Origin of the sequence: Bradyrhizobium sp. HKCCYLS3070, from assembly GCF_051167575.1 — a bacterium.
In the GTDB taxonomy this organism is placed as follows: Bacteria; Pseudomonadota; Alphaproteobacteria; order Rhizobiales; family Xanthobacteraceae; genus Bradyrhizobium.
The window spans coordinates 151685-173907 of record NZ_JBNPTI010000008.1 but is presented as its reverse complement, the minus strand read 5'-3'; the positions used below and the strand labels follow the sequence as shown (position 1 = coordinate 173907).

Annotated in this window: 14 protein-coding genes; 3 read left to right on the top strand and 11 right to left on the bottom strand. The window is 66.4% G+C overall.

Annotated elements, in window-relative coordinates:
• Nucleotide 1 precedes the first annotated feature (1 nt).
• The 6 genes from gspG to ACQR03_RS23665 all read right to left on the bottom strand — a co-directional run bounded on the left by gspG (nucleotide 2) and on the right by ACQR03_RS23665 (nucleotide 8366).
• The gene (gspG, locus tag ACQR03_RS23690; protein WP_315715586.1) at nucleotides 2-481 is read right to left on the bottom strand and encodes a type II secretion system major pseudopilin GspG; all 480 of its coding nucleotides are present in this window, start codon (nucleotides 479-481) and stop codon (nucleotides 2-4) included.
• Nucleotides 482-499: 18 nt separating this feature from the next.
• Entirely contained in the window at nucleotides 500-1714 is a 1215-nt protein-coding gene (locus ACQR03_RS23685) for a type II secretion system F family protein (RefSeq protein WP_315752021.1), read from the bottom strand.
• 4 nt (nucleotides 1715-1718) lie between these two features.
• A complete protein-coding gene (locus tag ACQR03_RS23680) occupies nucleotides 1719-3395 on the bottom strand; it encodes a GspE/PulE family protein (RefSeq protein ID WP_316202518.1) in 1677 nt (558 codons plus the stop codon).
• A 113-nt stretch (nucleotides 3396-3508) separates the two neighbouring features.
• A complete protein-coding gene (locus ACQR03_RS23675) occupies nucleotides 3509-4036 on the bottom strand; it encodes a tetratricopeptide repeat protein (RefSeq protein WP_316202517.1) in 528 nt (175 codons plus the stop codon).
• A complete protein-coding gene (gene gspD, locus ACQR03_RS23670; protein ID WP_434841941.1) occupies nucleotides 4033-6390 on the bottom strand; it encodes a type II secretion system secretin GspD in 2358 nt (785 codons plus the stop codon). Before gspD ends, ACQR03_RS23675 begins: the two co-directional genes overlap by 4 nt.
• A 137-nt stretch (nucleotides 6391-6527) precedes the next feature.
• Complete coding sequence (locus tag ACQR03_RS23665; RefSeq protein ID WP_434841940.1) at nucleotides 6528-8366, bottom strand: hypothetical protein; 1839 nt, start codon at nucleotides 8364-8366, stop codon at nucleotides 6528-6530.
• Nucleotides 8367-9282: 916 nt separating this feature from the next.
• On the opposite strand from ACQR03_RS23665, the gene ACQR03_RS23660 reads away from it, so the two are divergent.
• The 3 genes from ACQR03_RS23660 to ACQR03_RS23650 all read left to right on the top strand — a co-directional run bounded on the left by ACQR03_RS23660 (nucleotide 9283) and on the right by ACQR03_RS23650 (nucleotide 16816).
• Nucleotides 9283-14319 (top strand): helicase, encoded by a 5037-nt coding sequence (locus tag ACQR03_RS23660; protein WP_434841939.1) that lies wholly within the window; start codon nucleotides 9283-9285, stop codon nucleotides 14317-14319.
• A gap of 34 nt (nucleotides 14320-14353) precedes the next feature.
• Nucleotides 14354-15868 (top strand): formylglycine-generating enzyme family protein, encoded by a 1515-nt coding sequence (locus tag ACQR03_RS23655; protein WP_434841938.1) that lies wholly within the window; start codon nucleotides 14354-14356, stop codon nucleotides 15866-15868.
• 384 nt (nucleotides 15869-16252) lie between these two features.
• On the top strand, nucleotides 16253-16816 hold the full coding sequence (locus ACQR03_RS23650; RefSeq protein WP_316193436.1) for a DUF4399 domain-containing protein: 564 nt from the start codon (nucleotides 16253-16255) through the stop codon (nucleotides 16814-16816).
• 512 nt (nucleotides 16817-17328) lie between these two features.
• On the opposite strand, the gene ACQR03_RS23645 is transcribed toward ACQR03_RS23650, so the two are convergent.
• Genes ACQR03_RS23645 through ACQR03_RS23625 form a run of 5 tightly spaced genes read right to left on the bottom strand, consistent with a single transcriptional unit; the run spans nucleotide 17329 to nucleotide 22186 of the window.
• Nucleotides 17329-18252: an NAD-dependent epimerase/dehydratase family protein gene (locus ACQR03_RS23645; RefSeq protein WP_434841937.1), complete on the bottom strand. Its 924-nt coding sequence runs from the start codon at nucleotides 18250-18252 to the stop codon at nucleotides 17329-17331.
• Nucleotides 18253-18255: 3 nt separating this feature from the next.
• A complete protein-coding gene (locus tag ACQR03_RS23640) occupies nucleotides 18256-19257 on the bottom strand; it encodes a fumarylacetoacetate hydrolase family protein (protein ID WP_315715577.1) in 1002 nt (333 codons plus the stop codon).
• Nucleotides 19257-19832 carry a cupin domain-containing protein gene (locus tag ACQR03_RS23635; protein WP_315715576.1) on the bottom strand — a complete coding sequence of 192 codons (576 nt, stop codon included), beginning with the start codon at nucleotides 19830-19832 and terminating at the stop codon, nucleotides 19257-19259. Before ACQR03_RS23635 ends, ACQR03_RS23640 begins: the two co-directional genes overlap by 1 nt.
• A gap of 16 nt (nucleotides 19833-19848) precedes the next feature.
• Nucleotides 19849-21006 carry an MFS transporter gene (locus tag ACQR03_RS23630; protein ID WP_315715801.1) on the bottom strand — a complete coding sequence of 386 codons (1158 nt, stop codon included), beginning with the start codon at nucleotides 21004-21006 and terminating at the stop codon, nucleotides 19849-19851.
• Between the two features lie 49 nt (nucleotides 21007-21055).
• Nucleotides 21056-22186, bottom strand: a complete 1131-nt coding sequence (locus ACQR03_RS23625) for an FAD-dependent oxidoreductase (RefSeq protein ID WP_434841936.1) — start codon at nucleotides 22184-22186, stop codon at nucleotides 21056-21058.
• Nucleotides 22187-22223: the final 37 nt, after the last annotated feature.

The following is a 22223-nucleotide window of genomic DNA, read 5'->3' as shown; positions in this document are numbered from 1 at the left end:
GTTATTTGGCACCCATCGTGATCGACGAAGATATGTCGGCGGCGAGATCCACGCCGCCCTCCTGCCCGTCCGATCCGTACGACACGATTTCATAGGGCACATGCTGTCCGGGCGACCGGTAGACGTAGGCGTGATTCCAGGGATCGCTCGGGACATTTCCTCCCTTGAGATACGGACCCGCCCAGCCTGCGATGGTCGAGGCAGGCCGGACCAGCGCGGTCAGACCTTCCGACGAGGTCGGATAGCGCCCGGTGTCGAGATAGAACAGATCGAGCGCGCTCGAAAAACTCTGAATTTGAATCCGGGCCGTCTTGACCCGGGATTCGTTCAGGGATGACAGCACACGCGGTCCGATCAGACCCATGATCATTCCGATGATGGCGATGACGACCAGCATCTCGACGAGCGTGAAGCCGCTCTGAGGGTCGTCGCGCGCAATGTTGGTCCGCCGCGCGGTACAGCTGATCCCTGACTGTTTCATGCGATGATCCATCTTGTTCTACCCGACGAGTTGCGTCACCGACAGCAGCGCGGTCATCACCGAGACGATGAGACCGCCCACGACGGTGCTGATGAGAATGATCGCGGCCGGACCGACGATGCCCACGATGCGATCGAGGCCGCGCTGCAGCTTCGCCTCGTAGAACTCGGCGATGCGGCCGGCGAGGACCGAAAGCTGCCCGGTCTCCTCGCCGATCCGGATCATCCGCGTGGCCATGGCCGGCAGAATGTTCGTCGCTGCCAGCGCTTCCGACAGCTTGCCGCCGTGACGAACGCGGTCGGCCGCGGCGTTCCACGCCGCGGCGCTGCCGGTGGCCGCCATGATGTCGACCAGGATGCGCAGCGTCGCCGTCAAGGTCAGCCCGCTGCCGAGCAGGATCGCGAGATTGCGGCAGAATACGCTCGTGCGATACGACCTGAACACGGTTGCGAGGCCCGGAAGCCGGCAGACCCGCGCGATCACGGCAGCGCGCACGCTTGCGCGGCCAAGGAGGAGGAGAGCCGCAGCAATCAGCGCGCTCGCCGACAGCGCGATCGCCGCGCCATTGCCGCGCACGAAATCGGAGATGTCGAGAAACGTGTTGATGGCGGCGTCGGACCTGGCGCCGAAATCGCGCAGCACCGCCGAGAACTGCGGCAGCACGACGATGAAGAAGAACAGCATCACCAGAAGCGCGGCGATCAGGACGAACAGCGGGTACTGCATCGCGTCGCTGAGCTTGCGACGCATCGCCTCCGCGCGCGCCCGCTCGGCGCCGAGCACATCGAGCACATGATCGAGGGTGCCCGAGACCTCCCCGACCCGCACCAGCGCGACGTACATCGCGGGAAACTGCAAGGCATGATGCGTCAGCGCTTCGGCGAAACTTTCTCCAGCCAGGACGCTGGATCGCAACCGGCTGACGATCGGACGCAGCCGACCGATATCGGCATCGCCAGCGAGAAGCTCGAGCGAATCCTCGAGCCGGGCTCCGGCCTTCAACAACAGCGCCAGATCACGCGTGAAGGTCGTGACATCGCCAGGGGTCGGACCGCCGAACAGCGCGAGAGTGTCGCGGGCGAGGACGCTCGTGGCCTTTTCCTCGACGGTCTCGATCGGCAGCAGCCGCAGATACTCGATCCGGTCGATCACCTCCTTGGCCGTGGCAGCCGAGATCGTGCCGTGCACGACGTCGCCGTTCTCGGTCAGTGCACGATAGCGGAATCTGCTCACCGGCTCACCGTAACGTTGTGACGCGCAGGATTTCCGCGACCGACGTGGCGCCGGCCCGGCACTTCGCGACACCATCGTCGAGCATCGTGGTCATGCCGTTCAGAATGGCGCTGCGGTCGATCACGGCCGCATCGGTCGTGCCCTGGATCAGTGACCGGATCTCCGGATTCAGCTCCAGAACCTCGAAGATGCCGAGCCGGCCGCGATAGCCGGTGCCGCCGCAGCGCTCGCAGCCAGCCGGCTCGTAGACCGTCTCGCCGACGTCGAAGCCCACCGCGGCGTAGCGCGGGTCCGCGCAGAGATCGTCGGCGCTCAGCATCCGCTTCGACCTGCAGCGCTCGCACAGCCGGCGCACCAGCCGCTGCGCGATCACCGCGCGCAGCGTCGAGCGCAACAGAAAGTCCTCGACCCCGAGATCGAGCAAACGCGGCACGGCGGCCGCCGCGTTCTCGGTATGCAGCGTGGTCAGCACGAGATGGCCGGTCAGCGCCGCATGAACAGCGACATGGGCGGTTTCGCCGTCGCGCACCTCGCCGACCATGATGACATCCGGATCCTGCCGCACGAAGGACCGCAGGGCAGAGGCGAAGGTCAGCCCGATCGACGGCTTGACCTGCGACTGGTTGATGCCCGGGATCTCATATTCGACCGGGTCCTCGATGGTGAGGATCTTGCGCGTGGGCTCGTTGAGGATCGACAGCGCGGTCGCGAGCGTGGTGGTCTTGCCGCTGCCGGTCGGCCCGCAGATCACGATCATGCCGTGCGGCAGCGCCAGCAGGCGGCGCAGCGATCGATCGTCGTGGGGAGAAAAGCCGAGCTTCTCGATCGCGAGCAGACCACGGTCCTTGGGCAGCAGCCGGATCACCGCCGACTCGCCATATTGCGTCGGCATCACGGCGACGCGCACGTCCAACTCGATGCGGCCGATGCGAAGCCGCGCAGCGCCATCCTGAGGCAGGCGCCGTTCCGCGATGTTCAACCCGGCGACGATCTTGATGCGCGAGATGACGGCTTGGGGCAGCACGCCGAACGGCTCAGGGAGCGGCTTCAGCAGGCCGTCGACACGCATCCGGACCGACAGCCCGCTCCGCATCGCCTCGACATGGATGTCGCTGGCGCGCAACTCCACCGCCCGCTCGAACAGATCGTTGACCGCGCGTACCACAGGCGCTCCGGTGGCGAGGTCGCGCAAGCCCTCGATGTCGTCGTCGCGCAGCTGCGGCTCAGCCGTTTCGTTGCGCGCCGGTAGCTCGTCCTCGCCCGCGAGCCGGTTCAGCGCGGTGGCAACATCCTCGGCGGAGGCGACCACCAGCTCGACCGCCCTGCCGAACACCAGCTCCGCGGCGCGTAGCGCTGCGGTGTCGCGGGGATCCGCCACCGCAAGGCATGGTCCGTGCCCGGCGGATTGGAACGGGAAGACCATCGTCTCCCGCAGGAAGCGCCGTGAAAAATGTTCTGTGAGCGGTCTGGACGCCAGCAAATCGGACAGCGCGATCCGAGTCAATCCGAGCTGCCGCGCGATGTCGTCGGCGGACTCGGGACCTGCGGGATTGGTCGCCGTCGATGATCCCATCCCCGCGCTGTCCTGCGCCGCAGCGCCGACCCGTCCAGCGGCGAGCCGGACCGCCCCCCGGCGATCCTGCAGATCGTCGGCCAATCGTAGAGGAGGAGTCGAGCTCATGGCGCGTCCCGTGACGGATCGTTGTCGATCACCTCATTGTCGAGGTCTGGATTGTCGAACAGTTCGTTCTCGATACCAAAGATGACCCTTCTGCGGTCAGCTGATTAGAACAACTACAAACCCGAACTCGATGCGGTCGCGCGAACTCCGCCGGGCTGCGTCGGCCGCCATTCGAGCGCGAGCCGTTGGCCGTCGGCGATCTGATCGGGCGACATCTTGAACGCGATGGCGTCCCGGATTCGCAAATAAGGTTCGCGCAGACGATTGGGCGCTGCGGCCGCTGCAAGGTTGAGCCATTTGTAGGCCAGCACGAGGTCCTGGCAGACGCCATGCCCCTTGTCGTAGCTCAGACCCAAGAGGTGCTGCGCCGTCGGGTCGCCGCGCTCGGCGGCTCCGATATAGAGCTCGACCGCCGCCTCGTAGGACTGCGGGACGCCGAACCCGTTTTCATACATGTAGCCGAGCGCGGTCATGGCGGGCGGATGTCCACTCTGCGCCATCGGCGCCAACGCTGCGGCCGCCCTGACATACTCGCCGCGCGCCAGCGCGGCCCATGCGTCGCCGCGCGGCCGCGCGTCGGCCGCGACGATGCCGAAGGCGAGCGCCAGAACAGCGAAGGCCGTTGTCGCATGCCGCATCATCGATTGACCCGCGGAGTCTGAAGCGCACTTGTCGAGACAGGCCTGATCGTGCCGCGCAGCTTGGAGCGCAGCTCCTCGGCGACGTAATGGGCGTCGGTCCCGTCGCGGATGATCTGGGGGCGAATGAAGATGATCAGCTCGGTCCGCCCGCGGCTGCGGTCGTTGTTGCTGAAGAGGTCGCCGAGGCCCGGGATCTGGTCGATCCCCGGCACGCCGCTGCGGGTGCCCTGATGGGTTTCGCTGATGAGACCGGCCAGCAGCACGGTCTGGCCGCTGGCAACTGCCACCGAGCTCTTCACCTTGCGCTGGGCGACAGTCGGCGTGAGGCTGTTGACGGTCTGCGGCGAGACGTTGCTGATCTCCTGCTCGATCTCCAGCCGGACGTTGCCGTTCTCGTTGACCCGCGGTGCGACGCGCAGGATGATTCCGGTGTTGCGGTAGTCGATCGTGTTGACGACCGTGTTGTTGGTCGTCAGCACCGTGGCGCTGCCGGTCGAGACCGGCACCTGGTCGCCGACCTGCAATGTCGCCGCCTGGTTGTCGATCACCACCAGCGATGGGTTGGACAGCACCTTGACGTCGGTGACCGTATGCAGCGCGCTGAGGATCGCGCTCGGCTGGGATTCCGACCCGACCAGGAAATTGAACCCGGGAAAAGCGCGGCTGAGAAAGGCGTTGGTGATCGTTCCCGCGGCCGAGGCGACCGTTGCCGGCGCCGATGTCGAGGTGGTGTTGAGCACTGAGCCCTGGTCCGGCCTCAGGCCGAGGTTCTTGCTGGTGAGATAGGCCTGCACGCCGTAGTTCAGCGAATCGTTGAGCGTGACTTCGGCGATCGTCGCGTCGATCGCGACCTGCAGCTGCGGACGATCGCACTGACGCAGGGTAGCTTCGATCAGCCGGTAGTTTTCCCTGTCGGCATAGATGAGAAGCGTGTTGTTGACGACGTCGGGGGTGATCCGCACGCCCTCCATGAGCGGCTTGCCGCCCGAACCCGATGCGCGCGATTCCGATCCCGCATCGAGTCCCGCCTGGGTCGGCGGCGGCGCCCCGCCGAAGCCGCGGTTGGCGACCAGGCCGGCGTTGCCCTGCTGCTGGCTCGCGAAGCCGCCCGACTGAGCCGTCGCGCCGGCGGCCGAGAGCCGTTCGCTGCTCGAGCTCGACGATGCTCCGGACCCGGGAGCGAGGTCAGTCGACGATCCCTCGGCCGCGCTGCCCGCGTTTCCGGTGAACATGTCGTTCAGCACCCGCGCCATCTGGCGCGCCTCGCCATACTTGACACGGTAGACATGGACGCTGTTGCGCAGCGTGTTGCCGGCATCGAGCCGCTTGATCCAGGTCTCCGCCGTATGCAGCAGCGCCGGCTTGCGGCTGATGACCATGACCGCGTTCATCCGGCTGACAGTCTGGAACTTGACCATGTTCTGGCCGAGCCCGCTGTCGCCGGTGTCCATGATCTTCTCGAGCTCGGCGACGATCGGCTCGGGATTGCCATTGACGATGGGAAAGATCCCGACCGACTGTCCGCGCATCCAGTCCGCATCGAAGCTCAGCGCGGCATCGATCGCGGTGCGGCGCTCGGCGCCCGTCCCCTGGATCAGCAGCAGGTTGCGGCCGGGATCGGCGCGCACCGTGCCGGGCTTGAGCGCAAAGCTGTCGAGCAGCTTCAGCAGTGTCGGGGCGGAGACATATTGCAGCGGCAGCACGGAGATGCCGTAACCGGGCTCTGCCGAGCCTCCGGCGGGATCGACGTTGCCGGCACCCACTGCGTCGCCGAGTGGAATCAGCCGGTATCCGGAGTTGTCGCGAACCAGCGCCGTCCCCGAGAGCCGGAGCGCGTTCTCGAGCACGTAGGCAACGTCCGATTTCGGGACCGGGCGCACCGAGGACAGGCTGACCGTTCCCTGGATCCTTGGATCGATGGTGTAGCCGACGCCGAGAACGTCGCCGAGCACCACCTTGGCCACCGTCGCGATCGGCGTATTCTCGAAGTTCAGCTCGAACCCGTTGCCAACCGGCTGCGAATGCGCGGCCACCTGCTGGATCGGAAGCGAGCCCGCGGCCGGCGCTTCCGCTCGCGCGTCCCTGGCATCTCGTGCATCGTCGTTGCCGCCATAGATCTCGGCACGGGCGCGCCGCGCCGCCGGCGACTGCTCCGGCATGGCCTGCCTGAGATAGCGCGGCGAAAGGTCGATCCGGCCGACCTTGTCAAGCACATCATCGCCGCGGCTATCGCTGCCGAGCGTCGCCGGGTTGCAGCCCGCCAACGCGATCGACATCGTGAGCAACGTTGCGAGCGTGCGGCATCGCAGCCAAGCTGCGCTCAAATCAGCAATTTCAACCACTCGCCCGCCCACCCGATCTGCCGAGTCCGTTCTAGGTTTCGAGGCACACCCGGGCGGAGAGCGGTCGCGCTCCGCCCGGGTGCTCCAACCTGTGTCTTGCGAGGAGACGCCGCTGCCGGCAGGCCGCGGCCCCTGCTCGCGTCGGTCGGCTACCAGAGCCAGCCGACGCCCGCGAGAACCCGGTCGGACATCGCCCCCGCCGCGCTGTGATCGATCACCTTGGTGTAGTTCAGCTTGTAAACCAGGCTGGGATTCGGAAACACGGCAAGGCCGACGTCGTGGAACGTCATGTCACCGCTGCCCGTGATGTTGTTCAGGCCGTTGGTGAGATCGGAGCCGAGCATGCCCGACGTCTGGAAGTTCTGTCGGGTATAGCGATAGAACGGCACGATGTCGTAGTCGTTGGGCGCCCTGAAGTGGTAGGCGATCTCGCCGGAGTAGCCCCACATGTTCTTGCCGACGTTGTTGTCGTCGACGAGATCATTGTTGGCGCGGAGGTTCTCCGGATTGGAGAAGTTTACGTGGGCATATTCAGCCCGCAGCTCCAGCCCGGTGTTCGGAACGCGATAGCGGGCCTCGGTATTGAAGATCGTCATCGCGTTCTTGCCGAGCGGCACCTCGCTGCCGTCCGGCAGCGTCGCATAGGCGCCCCGCGGCGTGACGTTCGGCGAATAATAGATCGCCGAGCTTCCGGCAAAGCCGGGAAGGAACGACGGCGTGTAGCTCAGCCGCAGCGTATAGGCGAGCTGGTTGCTCAGCTGCCGGAAATCGCCGATCGGCGCTCGCGAGAGCGCGAGCGCTTCCGAGCCGTTGATGCCGCCTTCATAGCCGCCCGGATTGATATGACCATTGTCGCCGCGATGATCGAATCCGTCGCCGAAATCCTCCGCGCTCTGGCTGACTTGGAACTGATAGTTCAAGCCGTCGATGATTTTGCCGTGAAACCCTGCCGATGGTGCGTACCACGTCGTCGGGATCAGGCCGTTGGCAAGCTCCGGCCGCTGCACGCTGTAGAACAGCGTCGGCTCGTGATACAGGTTGGTGAAGGAGATCGGGATGAGATCGATACCCGGCGAACGCAGGGTGAAGTGGTCGTTGAACTTGATGTCGAAGAAGGCCTGCTCGACCTCGACCGCACCATGCAGCTTGTCGTCGTTATCGAATGCGGTGCCGCCATGCTCCCATTCCAGCTCCGCGTTGAAGGTGATGGAGTCATTGACCTGATAGGTTGGCAGCAAGACAAGGCGGGCCATGTCGAAGCCGTTCTGCCACTGACCGTTCGCTGCGGGATTTTGCATCGAGCCGAGCTTGATCTCGCCGTACATGCCGATCTTCATGCCGGGGACCGGCGACGGCGCGGCGCCGAACAGGTCTCTGCTGGGCTGCGGCGCAGGTGCTTTTAGATCTGCTGCCGGCAGGAATCGCGGCTTGGAATCCGAATCGGCGAACGCTGCCGCCAGCCGTGATGCCGGGGATGGCGATGGTCCGGCATCAGCCCCCTTCGACCCACTGTCCCTGACGTCCTTCGAGTCGGCGAGCGCCATGGCGTTGCCGACCGGCTGGCTGGACGCAGCCTGCGCGTTGTCGGAGGCTTTCGCACCTCCGGCACGCGCGTCCTTGGCGCCGATCAGAGGCATCGGGTCGGCCGGGCGGCGAGATGCGAGTGATGCGGACTGCCCGACGCTGGTCGTCTTCTTTGCCTTGGCGTCCTTGAGCTCGACTTGAAGACTGTTGATGCGCTGCTCCATGGACTCGAGCTTCGCCATCAGCGCTTTGACGGCTGCCCCGTCCGTGGACCGCGCCGAGCCGGCGTCGGCCGCCTGGGCTGCTGCGGCGCTCAACGCCAATGTCGATACGGCGGCAAGCAGAGATGGCAGGAGTCGGTCGCGGCCGCGAAGCGGGCCGCCGCCTTTGCCAATACTCAAAGCGCCGTCGTGTGAAGACGCGGAGCAATCTGCGCGCCTTCCGCTGCAGCTAATCAAGACCATCAGTCAAACCTCCCCATGATGATGCGCGGACGTGCATCCCCTTCGCCCGCGCCGCCGTGAGCACAGAATTCGTGCGCGACTGCGAGCCATTCGCGCTAGAAGCCCGCGATGTCGATACTTGGGCTCGTCGGAGATGCTCGCGTGTCAGCACTTGGGCGGCGCTCGTTGCGCGGCAGAGGCGCGGCTGGCCTACCAATCGCTTGGACGCCTGCCGAGATCTGGCTAAGTGTTTTCAGTCATTGATAATTGCTGCTGGGTTCATGTCCGGCGTGCGGAGCGTCGGGCGGCGCAGCGTAGAGCTGCATTCATGCCTTTACATCGCGAAGTAATAAGCGACGTCACACTTCGCCAACGACGGCCCTACTCCGAAAGAAATTGCGTTCGCGCGATGGCGCAGCTCGGACGAAGCAATGGAATCCAACGAAAAGCCGCAAGCGGACGCGACTGAGATTGCGGCAAGACGCCGCACGCTTCTCTCGTGGAGATGTCGCATCTACGCACGCGAATACCAGCCCCTTCCGATCAAGGCAGTCAAACCGGAAAGGCGCTCGGCTTCTTTAAAGAGATTCTAAACCGGTTACGCGAACCGACAACGGTGGTTCTCGAAATGATAACAAATCAGTTGGCGCAGTTTTCAGGGTCGACGACACGCCCGGACTCGCTCCCATCATTACGCCGCATTGCGTGACGTTATTATTCGCCAGTTAGTGTGGTCTATCTGACGTTGGCTTCAGTATTCCCTCGAATGCCATCGACGAAGACGTCGTCTGACCACATCAGGATCGTGAACAGTCAGATACGTCCATCTTCTTCGACGCGCGTGACGGAATTTTCTGCAAAGCGGGACGGACGTCAGGACGGGAGTTGAGGTGAACCGATTGCTTCGCTTGGTCGCCGCTATCATCGGAGAGGCACTATGAACGCTGTCCATCGGTTGGAGCCGGCGGCCGGACCGTTGCAGAATGTTCTTGGGTATCTCACCGAGATGATCCTGCGCGATGCACGTGCGGTCGCGCGCCTGTCTGACCATCGGCTTGCGGGCGGACAATGCTTCGTGTTTCATCAGCACGAGCTGGAGAAGCTGCCCGGCATTACCTACAACACGTTCGACGCTGATGGCCCCGTGTGGCTCTCCATCGAACGCCTGGTCGCCACCGATCCTCCCGCCGTCGAGTACGACCTGGCGATGTGGATTGACGTGTCCGCTGATCCGGACCGTCGCCCGCTGGTTCGGCAACGCGTGACGATCACGGTGCACGCGGCGGAAAAAGACCGGCTGATCGCGGCCGGTCACGCACGCGCCGAGCACTGCTCGCCGGCGAACGGCTCGGAGGAGGCCGCCGGGCTCTGGAACGTGCGATTGCATCTTGAGCAACGCCCGGACATCGTCGAGCGTCTGGACCGCTATCTCGCCGGCTCGTGGACCAATTGGGCCGCGGCCGAGCGGCTACGCCGCAAGACCATCGCGGTTCACCAGCGATTGCGCGAGATGGCTCGCGTGGCGGGAGCCGGAGGCAACGATGGCAGCTGCGAAATCGTGTGGGGCATTGGCGTGTCACGCTGGCGGCAACAAGGCCGCGAGTTGGATCTTCCGCTGCTCGAACGCCTGGTCGAGATCGAGGTCCTCGATGGCTCCGACACCGAAATCAGAATCCGGCCCCGCATGGTCGGCGCGACGGTCAACCTCAAGGCGTTCGAACCGCTGACATCAGCGACCGGATTGGCGGGGCAAACGGCCGAGCAGTTACTCGAGACGATCGAGCGCGGCAACGAGCTTTCGCCATTCCAGCCCGCCAGCTTCGAGCCGGTTCTCAGCGCCATCGGCTCACAGCTCGACCCGCATGGGATCTACTGTCCCACCATGCCCGACTCGGCGTTGCTGCTTCCCGAGGAGGACGAGCAACTGGTCGTCTCCGATCGCTGGGTGATCTTTGCGCGGCCGCGCTCGGACGCGCTGCTGTTGCGCGACATCGAGCGGCTGAAGCGAGCGATCGAATACGCGCCCGGCGACGCTTGCTGCCTGGCCGCACTGTCTCGCCTCCTGCTTGGCGCGCCGGACCACGAAGCCCATGACGGCACGCGCCGTCGTCTATCCGGCGTGATCGGTGACCCGATCGACGTCGGGCCGGATGCGCAGATCGCGGCGGATCACGGCGACCTGTTCTTTCCGCTGCCGACGAACTCCGACCAGATGGAGGTCGTACGACAGCTCCGGCGATCGGACGGACTTGTCGTGCAAGGCGCGCGCGGGTCCGAGCGCACGTCCACCCTCGTCAACCTGGTTTGCCATCACCTCGCAATGGGCCTGCGCGTTCTCGTCGTCTCGCGCAACGAGGCTGCACTCGGACTGTTGTCCGAGAAGCTGCCGCGCGCCGTCCGTGATCTGACCGTCGATCTGACCGGCTCCGACAAGGACGTCTTGAAGCATGCGGGGACAGTCGTCAGCCGGCTGCTGTCGATCCTCAAGACCACGAACCCGCGCGCGCAGGCGGAACAGGTCAATCGGCTGGAGCGCGACATCATCGCGACCAGCGTCGAGATATCGCGTCTCGATGACGGGTTCGCAGACATCGCCAGCCGCAGCATGCTGCGGTCATCCGGTGTCCCCGACCTGCCGTTCGACGCGTTGACGACGCTGATCGCCGACCGCGACGCCTATGCCTGGTTCACCGACCAGCCATCACGATTCGTGAGTGAGAACGACCTTCTGGTTGCGGCGGTCGAGCAGGCCCGTGAGGCGCGTGTTCGGCTGGGTGCCGATCTCGCATATGTCGACGACGCGCTCCCGGAAATCGCGGCCCTGCCGGACGCCGTGACCGTGAGACGTTTGCACGAGGACCTGCAGCCGGCACGGATCGACGGCGAAAGCCATGACGGCCGGCTTGCCTGCCAGATCATCGCGGAGCTCGGGCCGAACGGAGCGGACTTGCTCGCCGGCGACCTCGACGCACTCGCGGCGGCCCACCGGGTCATTGCCGACGAGCCCTGGCTCGCAGCGCTGTCGCCGGTCGGCCGCAAGGCCGATGCAATGTCGGTTGACGGTGGCATCCTCGTCGATTTTGCCCGCGATGCGTCGTCCCTGCTGTCGCAACGTGCCGGCTTCCTGGTTCGGCCGGTGGAAACGCCGGCGGACGCCTTCGCCAGCCAGGAACTGCTCACGATTGTCGAACGGCTGTCGGCCGGAGCAAGGCCGTTCGCGACATTCTCCCTGTCCGGCCGTGCGTTGAAGCAGACCGTGGAGGCGATCAGGGTGGCTGGCTTCGCGCCGAAAGGCGCGGCCGACTGGGGCCATGTTCGCGACTATCTGACCTGGCGTCGTCACCTGCATTCGCTCGACGCCAGATGGCGATCGCTGGCGGCCGAAATCGGTGCGCCTGCGCCCGAGCCGGACTCCTCTCACACGTTCCACGGTCACGAGCGCGTCGTCAAAAGCGTCGAGGCCGCGATCGTGCTGGCGGCGCTGGCGAAGCGCAATGTTCTCACCGCTGCACCGAAGCTGTCGATGCCGGACGACGCGATCGCCGGATTGCTCGGTGACGGCCGAAGACTGTCCGCGCTCGCGGCCGCAGTGAGGAGCATGGCTCTCCGCATCGGCAAGCAGCGGCTGGAGCTCACCCGGCTGAACGAGCTGTTTGGCGGCAGCGGCAAGCTCGCAACGCAGGCTCATGCCGACGTGCTCTCGCAGATCGGCCGCGACGGTGTCGACCCGCGCGACATCGAGGCGCGCTGGAGCACCCTTCGCACCCGGCTGCAGTCGCTGCACGACCGGCGCCAGGATATCGAACTGCTCGACGAGGTCTGCCGAGCGATCACCGAGGCCGGAGCGGACGCCTTCGCCCGGCGGATCAGGACCGAGCCGGCACATCCGCAGACCGGGGATCCGGTGCTCGTTGCAGATTGGATGATGGCCTGGAATTGGGCGGTGCTGATGCGGCAGACCGAAGGCATCGGTCAGCATCAGCGTTTGCAGGACCTGTCCGATCAGCGCGCGGCGCTGGAGATGCAGTTGCGCGAGCTGTTCGGCCAGGTCGTCGTGGCACGGATGCATCTCGGCCTGGCACAGAACACCGGCAGCGCCATGAGGCAGGCGCTCACCGTGTTCATGACCACACTGAGAAAGATGGCAGCGACCTGTTCCGGCCCCACCGCATGCCGGTTGCGTCAGGCTGCACGCGAGGCACTCGAGAGCTGCTACGAAGGCATCCCATGCCAGCTCGTGCCGGCATGGCGCGTGGCCGAGCAGCTACCGGCCCGGCTCGGCGCATTTGATCTCGTCGTCATCGACGATGCCTCGCAATCCGATCTGCGCGAACTCACTGCGATGCTCCGGGCCCGCAAGGTCGTCGTCATCGAGGACGATCGGCAGACCAGCGAGCGCGTCGCGCAAGGTGATCACGACATCGAAACCATCGCACGCAGCATCCTGCGCAGCGGTCCGGCGGCCATGCGCCAGTTCCTGCTGCCGGGCGCAGCGCTCTGCGATTTCGTCAAGATGCTGTTTCCCGACCGGATGATCAGACTTCGGGAGCACGCTCGCCGGGTCGATCCGGTCGCGCTTGCAGCCGTCGGCTCACCGCAGCCATCGGCACAGCCGGCGACCAGCCCGCATCCGGCTGCCGCGCGGCTCACTGGCGCGGCGGAGGATCACCCGGCATCCGCGCGATCCGTAACGCGCCGCGCCTATTCGCTGGAAGACGAGATCGCCACGGTGGCCGAAAGCCTGTCGCTGGCGCGGCTCTCGGAGCAACGCGCTGAGCCGGCCATCTCGATCGAGAGTCCGGTGCCGGATTGGCTGGGCAACCGCGCCGGCGCCGGCATCGGGGCGCGTCCAACGCGGCGCCGCGAGCATGAGGTCGCGACCGATGAAACGCGTGCCGCCTCGTCGTCTGATACGCCCGCCTCTGCGCCGCCGGCGTCCGTCGCGCCCGCAGCGCCGGTCGACATCGCGGAGAATGAGCCGCCCGTGGCCGATCGGCTCGCGGAGGCTGCGAGGTCGCCGGCCGACGATGCCACCATCGCGCGGGTGGCCGTGCTCGCCCGCCCGGCGGAACTGTCCGAGACGACGACGCGCTGCCAAGCCGAGTCGGAGCGCGACGCCGTGCATATCGATCATCGCGCGCTGTCGCCGGGTCGGCGTCCGCGGCCTGATCATGGAGCGAGGCGTCCACACCGCTCGCTCCGCCGGCACATGATGGCCGCTGCCGCCGGCTTGGCAGTCGCGGTGGCTGGCGCATCGATCTACTGGCAGCCGGCGGCGAGCCGGATCACGACGTCCTGGCAGACGGTCTTGAACCGACTCCCGGTCTCCTGGAATGCCGCCTCGCCGGCCGCCGCCGAGCCGCGCAAGGTCATCGCGGATCGGATAACGCCTGACGCCAGGGGCGGTGCTGGCGGCGATGCGATCACCACGGGGAGCGCGACCGAGACGATGGTGTCACACGCCGTGCTATACCAGGAGGATCCGCAGGATCCGCACGGCAAGCGCTATCTCGGGAAAGTCACCTGGCATGTCGAGCCTGCGGCAGGAGCGGTGCCAGCCTCGATCAAAGGCGATGTCGAGATCGACAAGAGGATGACGGCGACGTTGTCGCTGCGTCCAAACAAGGAAGCCGAAATGCCGGCGAGCCACATCATGGAGATCAAGTTCAACTGGCCGGACGACCCGTCTCACGCCGGGGTGGAGACCTTGAAGGGCGTCAGCATGAAGCCCAAGGAAGCGGGTCGCGGGACCCCGTTGACCACCATGACCGCCAAGGTGACGCCGGAGTTCTTCATGATCGCGCTGTCGGCGGGGGATGTCGACATGAAGCGGAACGTGTTGCTGCTCAAGGGCAAGGACTGGATCGACATCCCGATCGTCTACAATGGCGGCAGCCGGGCGGTGCTGGCGATCGAGAAGGGAGCGGACGGTGAGCGCGCGTTCAAGGATGCGTTTGCCGCCTGGGGCCAATGACCCGGCGGCAAGGCCGGCGCACGAAAGGTGTCCGATGATCGGCATCGACGTCGTCGCGCCAGCGCAGGCGCCGGCCACCGATCGGGACGAGCGACCGCTGACCGCCGTGACCTATCCTGTGCCTTGCGAGCAGTGCGGCCGGATCGTGCGGGTGGCGATGAACGCGCTGCGCCCACCCGGCTTCCACCGCCTCGACGAGCAGGTCGCGTGCCCCGACATCCGGGAGCGCCGAAGCAAGGGTGACGGCGGACTGCTGTTGATGATGTGCGGCCCCTTGAAGCAATCGCTCGCCGCACGATGCGATGCGGCCGAGGTCGAGGCCACCGCTCCCGGTGGCGGACAGCCGGGACGGGTCGTCTGCAGCATTCCCGGCGTCTCGATCGCTCAATACGCCCCGAACGAGGCGCGCAGCCGCGCGGAGATCTGGCAGGCGCACGGCTACGACAGGCTGGCCACGAGGCTTCGTGCGGCCGCGGCGAGGGCGGAGCGCAGGCCGCTGGTCTGGACCCGCACTGCGGCGGCCGGCCTCGGCGCATTGTTGCTCGCTGCCGCCGCCAGCTGGTTCATGCTGGCGCGGGAGCCGGCCGCTCCCCCGCCAACACAGCCGCAAGCCGCCGAGGCCTCCGTGGCCGCGTCGAGCCGCGCAAGCGTCGAGAGTTCGGTGCGCGTCGTCACGGCAGAGGCCATGTCAGCCGCGACCGCCCCGGCGCCGATGCCGGACGCGCCCTCGGACACTGCAACGCTCTCGCGTTCCGCTGAAACCGCGCCGCTCGAGGCGCCCGCCCTGCTCGCATCGGCAAGCGCTGCGACCGCTCCCGAGACTGCGCCGGCAGCAGAGTCGACTGCGACCCCAGGGCCGGCGGAGGCAGCGGCGATTCGCCTGCCTGACATGGTGATGATTCCAGGAGGGGCATTCGCGATGGGCGGCGTCGAGAGCTCCGAGCTTCCGGTCCACCGCGTCACGATCAAGCCGTTCGCGCTCGGCAAGTACCCCGTCACGATTGGCGAATGGAAGGCGTGCGTGGCTGACGGGGCATGCGCCGACGTGATGAGCGGCCCGGACGACAACCCCGTGACAAATGTCGGCTACGACGACGTCAGGGGCTATCTGGCTTGGCTCTCGCGGGCCGTCGGCAAGCCGTTCCGGCTCCCGACCGAGGCCGAATGGGAATATGCAGCGCGCGGCGGCGCAACGACGGCGTTCTGGTGGGGCGACCGGATGCGCTCCGGCATGGCCAATTGCAACGGATGCAACGAGCCCGGCGCGCCCGCGCAGCTCATGAAGGTCGGAAGCTTTGCGGCCAATCCGTTTGGCCTGTTCGACATGGGCGGGAGCGTCGACCAATGGGTGGCCGACAGCTGGCACAAGAGCTATCAGGGCGCGCCGTCCGATGGCTCGGCATGGATCGACGAGCAGAGCTTCGTCCATGTCATTCGCTCGGGTTCATGGAAGAAGGATGCGAGCTATGCCCGCAGCGGGAGCCGCGACCGCTATGATGGACGCGTCAGATATCCGACCCATGGCTTTCGCCTCGCTCTTTCGCTCTGATGCGGCCGCGGTATGCTGAGCCAGGCCAGCGTGCCGTCGACGCCGATGCGGGGCCTGCGCCCGCAAATGTCTCGCACCACAGCGAACACCAGCGTCGCAGATCCGCAGGACGCCTGGTCTGCCGAGCCTCTTTATTCAAATTCTTATCGGGAATCGTAGGACGAGACCGATCGAAACCTCAAATTTGCCGCGCTACGCCCCATTCATGGACCGGCTACACCGTTCGATATTTGCGATCGATGATCGTCGTTGTTTATGAGTTGGGGATTTATGTGGAGTGAGAAATCTGCGCGTCGCGCGCCGCTATTGGATCTGACGCCCTGGCGACGACGTCGTCTCGCCCCAGTCGCGACGCTCGGGTCCACCGTGTTGGCCTGCACGCTGGTGCTGTTGCCGACTTTCGCATGGGCGCAGGCGAAAACGGCGCCGAAGGACGCCTATCTGTATTTCATCACGCCAACCGACGGCGACACCGTGAAGAGCGCGTTCTGGTGCCGCTTCGGACTTCGCAACATGGGCGTGACCCATGCCGGTGACGCCTTTGCCAACACCGGCCATCATCACCTCCTGATCGACGCCGATGAGCCGATCAGCCCGGGCGAGCCGATTCCGCAGGACAGAAAGCACCTGCACTATGGCGCGGGCGAGACCGAGGCCCGGATCGAGCTGCCCCCCGGCAAGCATACCCTGCAGCTCGTCCTGGGCGACGGCATGCACTTCAACTTCGATCCACCGCTGGTATCGAAGAAGATCACGATCACCGTGAGCAGTGCTTCGCAGAGGCACGGGCAGAGCGCCACTTACGCCCACCGGCGGACGCGGCATCTTCACGCGCACCCCGCGCGTCTGGCGGCGCAACCGTCGGCCGCCGAAGCGCCGCCGCCCGATCCGGCAAAATCGGCGGGAGCCGTCGAATTCATCAAGAGCTTCCTGTCGGGTGCGAAATGAGCCTCCGCCGCTCCCCGATGGAGCCGGTTCGGCCGGCACATCAGTTCATCGCGACGTGCCGGAGCCTCCAACCGCAGCGCTGCATTTGTCCGGCTCGGCTCTATTGATACGACCTCCAGACGCGTGGCTTGCTTCGCCTCGGCGAGCGCCAAGAGCGATCATCAGCATCGGTCCAAGCTCGGAGGCGAGGCGCGGGGAGACCACGCCATTGATCGTCCGGAGCAGGTACGACAGGAAATAACCAGCCGCGAATGGAATGAACACCAGAGCCGTAACGGTCCAGCCTGGGATTGCGGCACCACCGACCTTGGCGTCAACGCCCATCCTGCCGAACATGTAGTCCGACTCAAACTCCCAGAAATCAATAGTTCAGCTTGGAAACTGGCGCTCCCTAAGGAAGCAGGGAAAACCAACAAAATCAAAGAATCAGCACTCCTTTTGGGACGCCATGGCCGCGACGCCCATGGCCTCGCCCGACAGATGCTGGTCCGGCGAGTTGGGCTCATTCCCCGTCACGCGATCGCGCGCACCGCATTCGCGATCATCTCCGCCACCGATCCATCGTGGGCGAAGCCGAGGGCCAGCTCGGCGGTGGCATCCAACTCGGGATAGCGGCCGAAGACGTCCTCTATGCCTTGATCGGGATCGAACGTCACGCGCGCGGCGCGCTCCGCGCCGAGCAGCTGCGCCAGGCCGTCCACCACCTCGGCGATCGAGAGACGAAGCGCCGGAAGCTGCAGGGTTCCGCAGACATCGAGCTTCCCGGCGAGGAGGAGATTGTCGACGGCGGCCTTCGCGGACAACCACCAGGCCGTCGCGCCCGGCGACACCGGACAGACATAGCGCTCGCCCGCGGACAGCGCATGCAGCAGCTCGCTCATGAACGCCGATCCGAAGCCGCTCACGGGCCTGGGCCGCGCCACGATGCCGGGCAGCCGCAGTGCGATACCCGACAGATCTCCGCGCCGCGTGTGATCGGCGAGCGCGATCTCCACCATCCGCTTGTGCGCGCCATAGGTGATCGCCGGCCGCGCCTCCGTGCGTGCGCTGACCCGCGCCTCCGCAAGCGCGCCGTAGACGGCGATGCTGCTGGCATAGACCACGCGCGGCCGATGTCGGCTCTCCGCCAGCAGCTGGAAGAGATCCAGCGACGCATCGAGATTGACGCGGCGGCCGAGCGCGGGCGCGGCCTCGGCGCGGCCGCCGGGAATGCTGGCGAGGTGGAACACGAGGTGGAACGGCGCGGCGCCGAGTTGCTCCAGCACGGCGGGATCGTCGAGGCCGCCTCGGATCCAGGACAGACGCGCACCGGACAATCCCGCTGGCGCCTCGGCGAGATCGAGTGCGGTGATTTCAGCACCGTCCATGTCGATCAGCAACCGATGCAGCAGCGCACGGCCGATGAAGCCCGCGGCCCCCGTGACAAGAATACGCATGGTTCAATCCGGCCGATCGGCGCCCGCCGCACGAACCACGCGCTGCGCGACACGCCCGAACGGACCCGGCCGGCCATCGGCGAAGCAGGCCTGCATGGTCACCTCCTCACCGAAGCGCAGGAACGAGGTCCGCGCCGCGCCGTGTTCGATCATCTCGATCGCCCGGACCTCGGCAAGGCAGCTCGATCCGGCGGCGCGATCGGCGTTCGAGACCGTGCCCGAACCGATGATCGTGCCGGCCGTCAACCGCCGCGTCCGCGCCGCATGGGCGATCAGCTGCGGGAACGAGAACGCCATCTCGCGGCCCGAGGCTGCGCCGATCCGCTCGCCATTGCGCCGGACATGCAGGGCCATGTCGAGCCGGCCATCGCGCCAGGCATCGCCGACCTCGTCCGGCGTCACCGCAAACGGCGCGAAGCTGGTCGAGGGCTTCGCCTGCAGGAAGCCGAAGCCGGTGCGAACCTCGCGCGCGCCGACCGCGCGCAGGCTCCAGTCGTTGATCTGCACCAGCAGCCGGATTCGTTGCGCAGCCTCTTCGGCAGAAGCAGCCATCGGCACGTCGTCGACGATGACGCCGAACTCGCCCTCGAAGTCGATGCCATCAGCTTCTGTCACGAAGGGAACATCGTCCTGCGGCCCGAGGAAGTCGTCGCTGGCGCCCTGGTACATCACCGGGACGGTGTCGAAGTCGGGGATCGGCGGCTTGTTGAAGGCGACATCCATCAGCCGTCCGTGATTCAGGAAGGCCGAGCCATCCAGCCATTGCGGCGCGCGCGGCAGCGGTGCGAGGCATCGCGCGGGATCGAACGCCGTTACATCGGCAGCCGATCCATCCTCGAGACTTTCAGCGAGCTGGCGCAACGCCGGCTCGACCTGCTGCCAATTCCGCAGCGCCGTCAGCAGATCCGGTGCGATGGCGCTGGCATTGCACGCGCGCGCCTGATCCCCGGAGACGATGACCAGGCCGCCGTCGGGGCTGCCGTTCCGATAGGTCGCGAGTCTCATCAGCTGGCCTTGGTCGGGTTGGCTTCGGGACCGAACTTGCCGTCGACCAGGATGAACAGCATCCGGCACGGCTTGTCGCTGCGGTTGGCCCAGGCGTGGTTGGTGCCGCGCTGGATCACCACGTCGCCGACCTTGAGGTCAGCGGTGCCCTTGTCGAGCACCAGCGTGATCTCACCGGAGATGACGATGCCATAGTCGATCGTCTCGGTGCGGTGCATCAGCGGATGTGGCGATTCCGTCGTCACGGTCGAGGCGTGGGGGTCGCCGATCTGGCTGAACGCGGCATTCATGCGCGCCGCGCCGTTGCGGAGAAAGTCCTCGGTATCCGGCGGAATGTCGACGAAGCGGATGCGGCTGCCATGCGTTGGCGGCGGCAGCCGCAGCGGCCCGATCGTCGGATCGGGACCGTTGTCGATCAGCGCCGGCGTTGCCTGCGTGCTCCAGACCTCGTGGAAGAAGGTGCCGGGGATCGCCGCCAGCTCGGTGACGGTTGGCAAGGCGCCGTCGGACGAGATCACGGCGGCGCCCTGCGCGTCATGGCCGGTGACGACGCGGCGGATCTGCGGAAGGGTCATGCTGGAGGCCTCCTGGTCAGGCGATTTCGAGAGAGGCGGCGGACGCCGCGCCGCGCGCAGCGAACACGCGCGAGAACATCACGACGGCGACGGATGAGATGATGACGGCGCCGAGCCCGAGCGCAGGATAGCCGAACAGCTGCACCAAGGTGCCGCCGAGAATGGGGCCGATCGCAGCGCCGATCATCAGCATCGCCGGCGTGCCGGCCAACGCCCGCGCGGTCGGGTCGAGACGCGACAGCAGCCCGAACGCAAAGGTGTGGGTGAAGATCATTACCGCGGCAAAGATCGCGGTCGGGACCGCATAGGCGACGAAGCCGGAGCCGAAGGTGATCGTCACGGCGATCAGCGCCTGGCAGACCGGGCCCGCCAGCAGCACGTGTCTCGCCGGTAGCCGCCGCTCCATTATGGCGGCGAGCGGCGCCGGCAGCAGGTTGACGAAGCCGAGCGCGATCAGCACGCCCGTCACCGCGTCAGCTTCGAAGCCGCGGTCAGCGCCGATCCGCTCGATGAAGCTGAACAGCATCGCCTGGGTCAGCGCCATGCAGCTGATGCCGGCAATGCCGAACCAGACGGCGCGCGGCAGATGGCTGACCTCCGCGATCAGATCCTCGTCACTGCGCACCACGCCCTTCGGAAATGACAGCGCCGCCGCCAGCGCCGCGACCGCCATCACGCCGGCAAACACGACGAACAAGGCCTGGCCGCCGAAGCTCGCCACGAGATTGGGCGTCATGCCGAGAAACAGAATGGCAAACACACCGAGCGCCATTCCGACGATGGCGAACAGGCGGTGCGGGTTGGCGCTGCGTGCGATGGTGCCGTGAGTGAAGCTCAGCCCGCAGGCCGCTGTTGCGCCGCCCAGCGCGTGCAGCATCGCGAGCAGCGCAAACTCCGACGTTCGGCTCGCGGCCAGGAACACCAGTGCGGCCACGGCATATCCCGCAGCCGCCGCCAGGCGGGCGTTCATCCGGTTGAAGCGAGGTGCGAAGAACAGGCTGCTGAGCACGGCGCCCAGCAGGAACAGCGTGGCCAGCAGTCCCGCCTGCTGCGGGCTGAACCTGTAGCGCTCGATCAGCGCGCCCACCCAGACCGGCAGCGCGACGAGATCGACCATCCCGGCGCAATGCGCGACCATCAGCGCGATGCGTCCGCGCCACGTCTCCGTCGTCACCGTCATGGCTTCCTCCCCGTTGATGATGTTGTTCGTTGATGTTGTTGGCTCAGATCGGCTGCGTCAGCCCGACGATCGACTCGCGCATGATCCTGGCGTGCTCCGCCTTGTCGCCGTTCTCCATTTCGATGCGGCAGAGCTGCGCGGAGTTCTCGATCACCATGCGGCAGCGCTCCCAGCGGCGCGCATGGAAGCGGTCGAATGCCTCCTGCAGGGTCGTCGCGCGACCCAGCTCCTCGGCCAGCACGATGCCGCTCTCGATGCCGATGCCCGCGCCGGAGGCGAGGTGAGGCGTGGTCGCGGCCACGGTGTCGCCGATCAGGATGACGCGGCCGCGATTCCACGGCGCCGGCACCAGCAAGTTGGCGAGCGGCCGATAGTCGATGGCGGCGTCGGGAGCGAACAAATGCGCCCGCAGTGCCACCAGCACGGGATCGCTGAACGGCGCCAGCAGGTCCGCGACCAGTTGCGGCCAGGACGCGCGCTCGGCCTGGAGCTTTTCCGGCCGCGCCTCCGTCACGAACATATACATGTGGCTCGGCGACACCGGGTTGACGCCCGCCTTGACCGCACCACCCAGCCACATCCGCGGACGCACGATGTCGGCCGGCCGCGGCAGCACGGCGCGCCAGACCACCTGGCCGATGTATTGCGGCGACTTGACCTCGGGAAACAGCAGCGCCCGCGTCTTCGAATGCACGCCATCGGCAGCCACCACGAGATCATAACGGCCCGTCGTGCCATCGGTGAAGGCGACCTCGACATCGCCGTCGTGCTGCGTGATCCGCGTGTAGGTGCAGCCGACACGCACGTGAACGCCAGCGGCGCGCGTCGCATCGGCGAGGATGCGCCCGAGTTCGGGCCGCATGATTCCGCCGCCGCCGGGCACATCCGATCCTACGGCCTTCGGTGTCGGGATCTCGCCGATCCGATGCCCCGATGGCGCGAACAGGTCGACACCGTCAGCCGTGTAGCCGCGCCGCGCGAATTCCGCGAACACGCCGATCGTCTCGAGCGCGCGCAAGGTCGGTCCGCTGACCGTGATGCCGGCGCCCTCCGGCCGCCAGTTCGGATCGACCTCGACGAGATCGATGTTGATGCCCGCCTTGCGCATCTGGATCGACGCGGCCATACCGGAAAAGCCGCCTCCGATCGTCAGCACCCTGCTCACCACTGCCATGGTGCTTCCCCCTCTGCAGTCCGCCCTTGCGGGCATG

Excerpts from the sequence above, each read along its gene's own strand:
- ACQR03_RS23675 (WP_316202517.1), bottom strand. The coding sequence starts at position 4,036 with ATGATGCGGCATGCGACAACGGCCTTCGCTGTTCTGGCGCTCGCCTTC.
- ACQR03_RS23635 (WP_315715576.1), bottom strand. The coding sequence starts at position 19,832 with ATGACCCTTCCGCAGATCCGCCGCGTCGTCACCGGCCATGACGCGCAG.
- ACQR03_RS23680 (WP_316202518.1), bottom strand. The coding sequence starts at position 3,395 with ATGAGCTCGACTCCTCCTCTACGATTGGCCGACGATCTGCAGGATCGC.
- ACQR03_RS23655 (WP_434841938.1), top strand. The coding sequence starts at position 14,354 with ATGATCGGCATCGACGTCGTCGCGCCAGCGCAGGCGCCGGCCACCGAT.
- ACQR03_RS23625 (WP_434841936.1), bottom strand. The coding sequence starts at position 22,186 with ATGGCAGTGGTGAGCAGGGTGCTGACGATCGGAGGCGGCTTTTCCGGT.
- ACQR03_RS23665 (WP_434841940.1), bottom strand. The coding sequence starts at position 8,366 with ATGGTCTTGATTAGCTGCAGCGGAAGGCGCGCAGATTGCTCCGCGTCT.
- ACQR03_RS23660 (WP_434841939.1), top strand. The coding sequence starts at position 9,283 with ATGAACGCTGTCCATCGGTTGGAGCCGGCGGCCGGACCGTTGCAGAAT.
- ACQR03_RS23640 (WP_315715577.1), bottom strand. The coding sequence starts at position 19,257 with ATGAGACTCGCGACCTATCGGAACGGCAGCCCCGACGGCGGCCTGGTC.
- gspG (WP_315715586.1), bottom strand. The coding sequence starts at position 481 with ATGAAACAGTCAGGGATCAGCTGTACCGCGCGGCGGACCAACATTGCG.
- ACQR03_RS23645 (WP_434841937.1), bottom strand. The coding sequence starts at position 18,252 with ATGCGTATTCTTGTCACGGGGGCCGCGGGCTTCATCGGCCGTGCGCTG.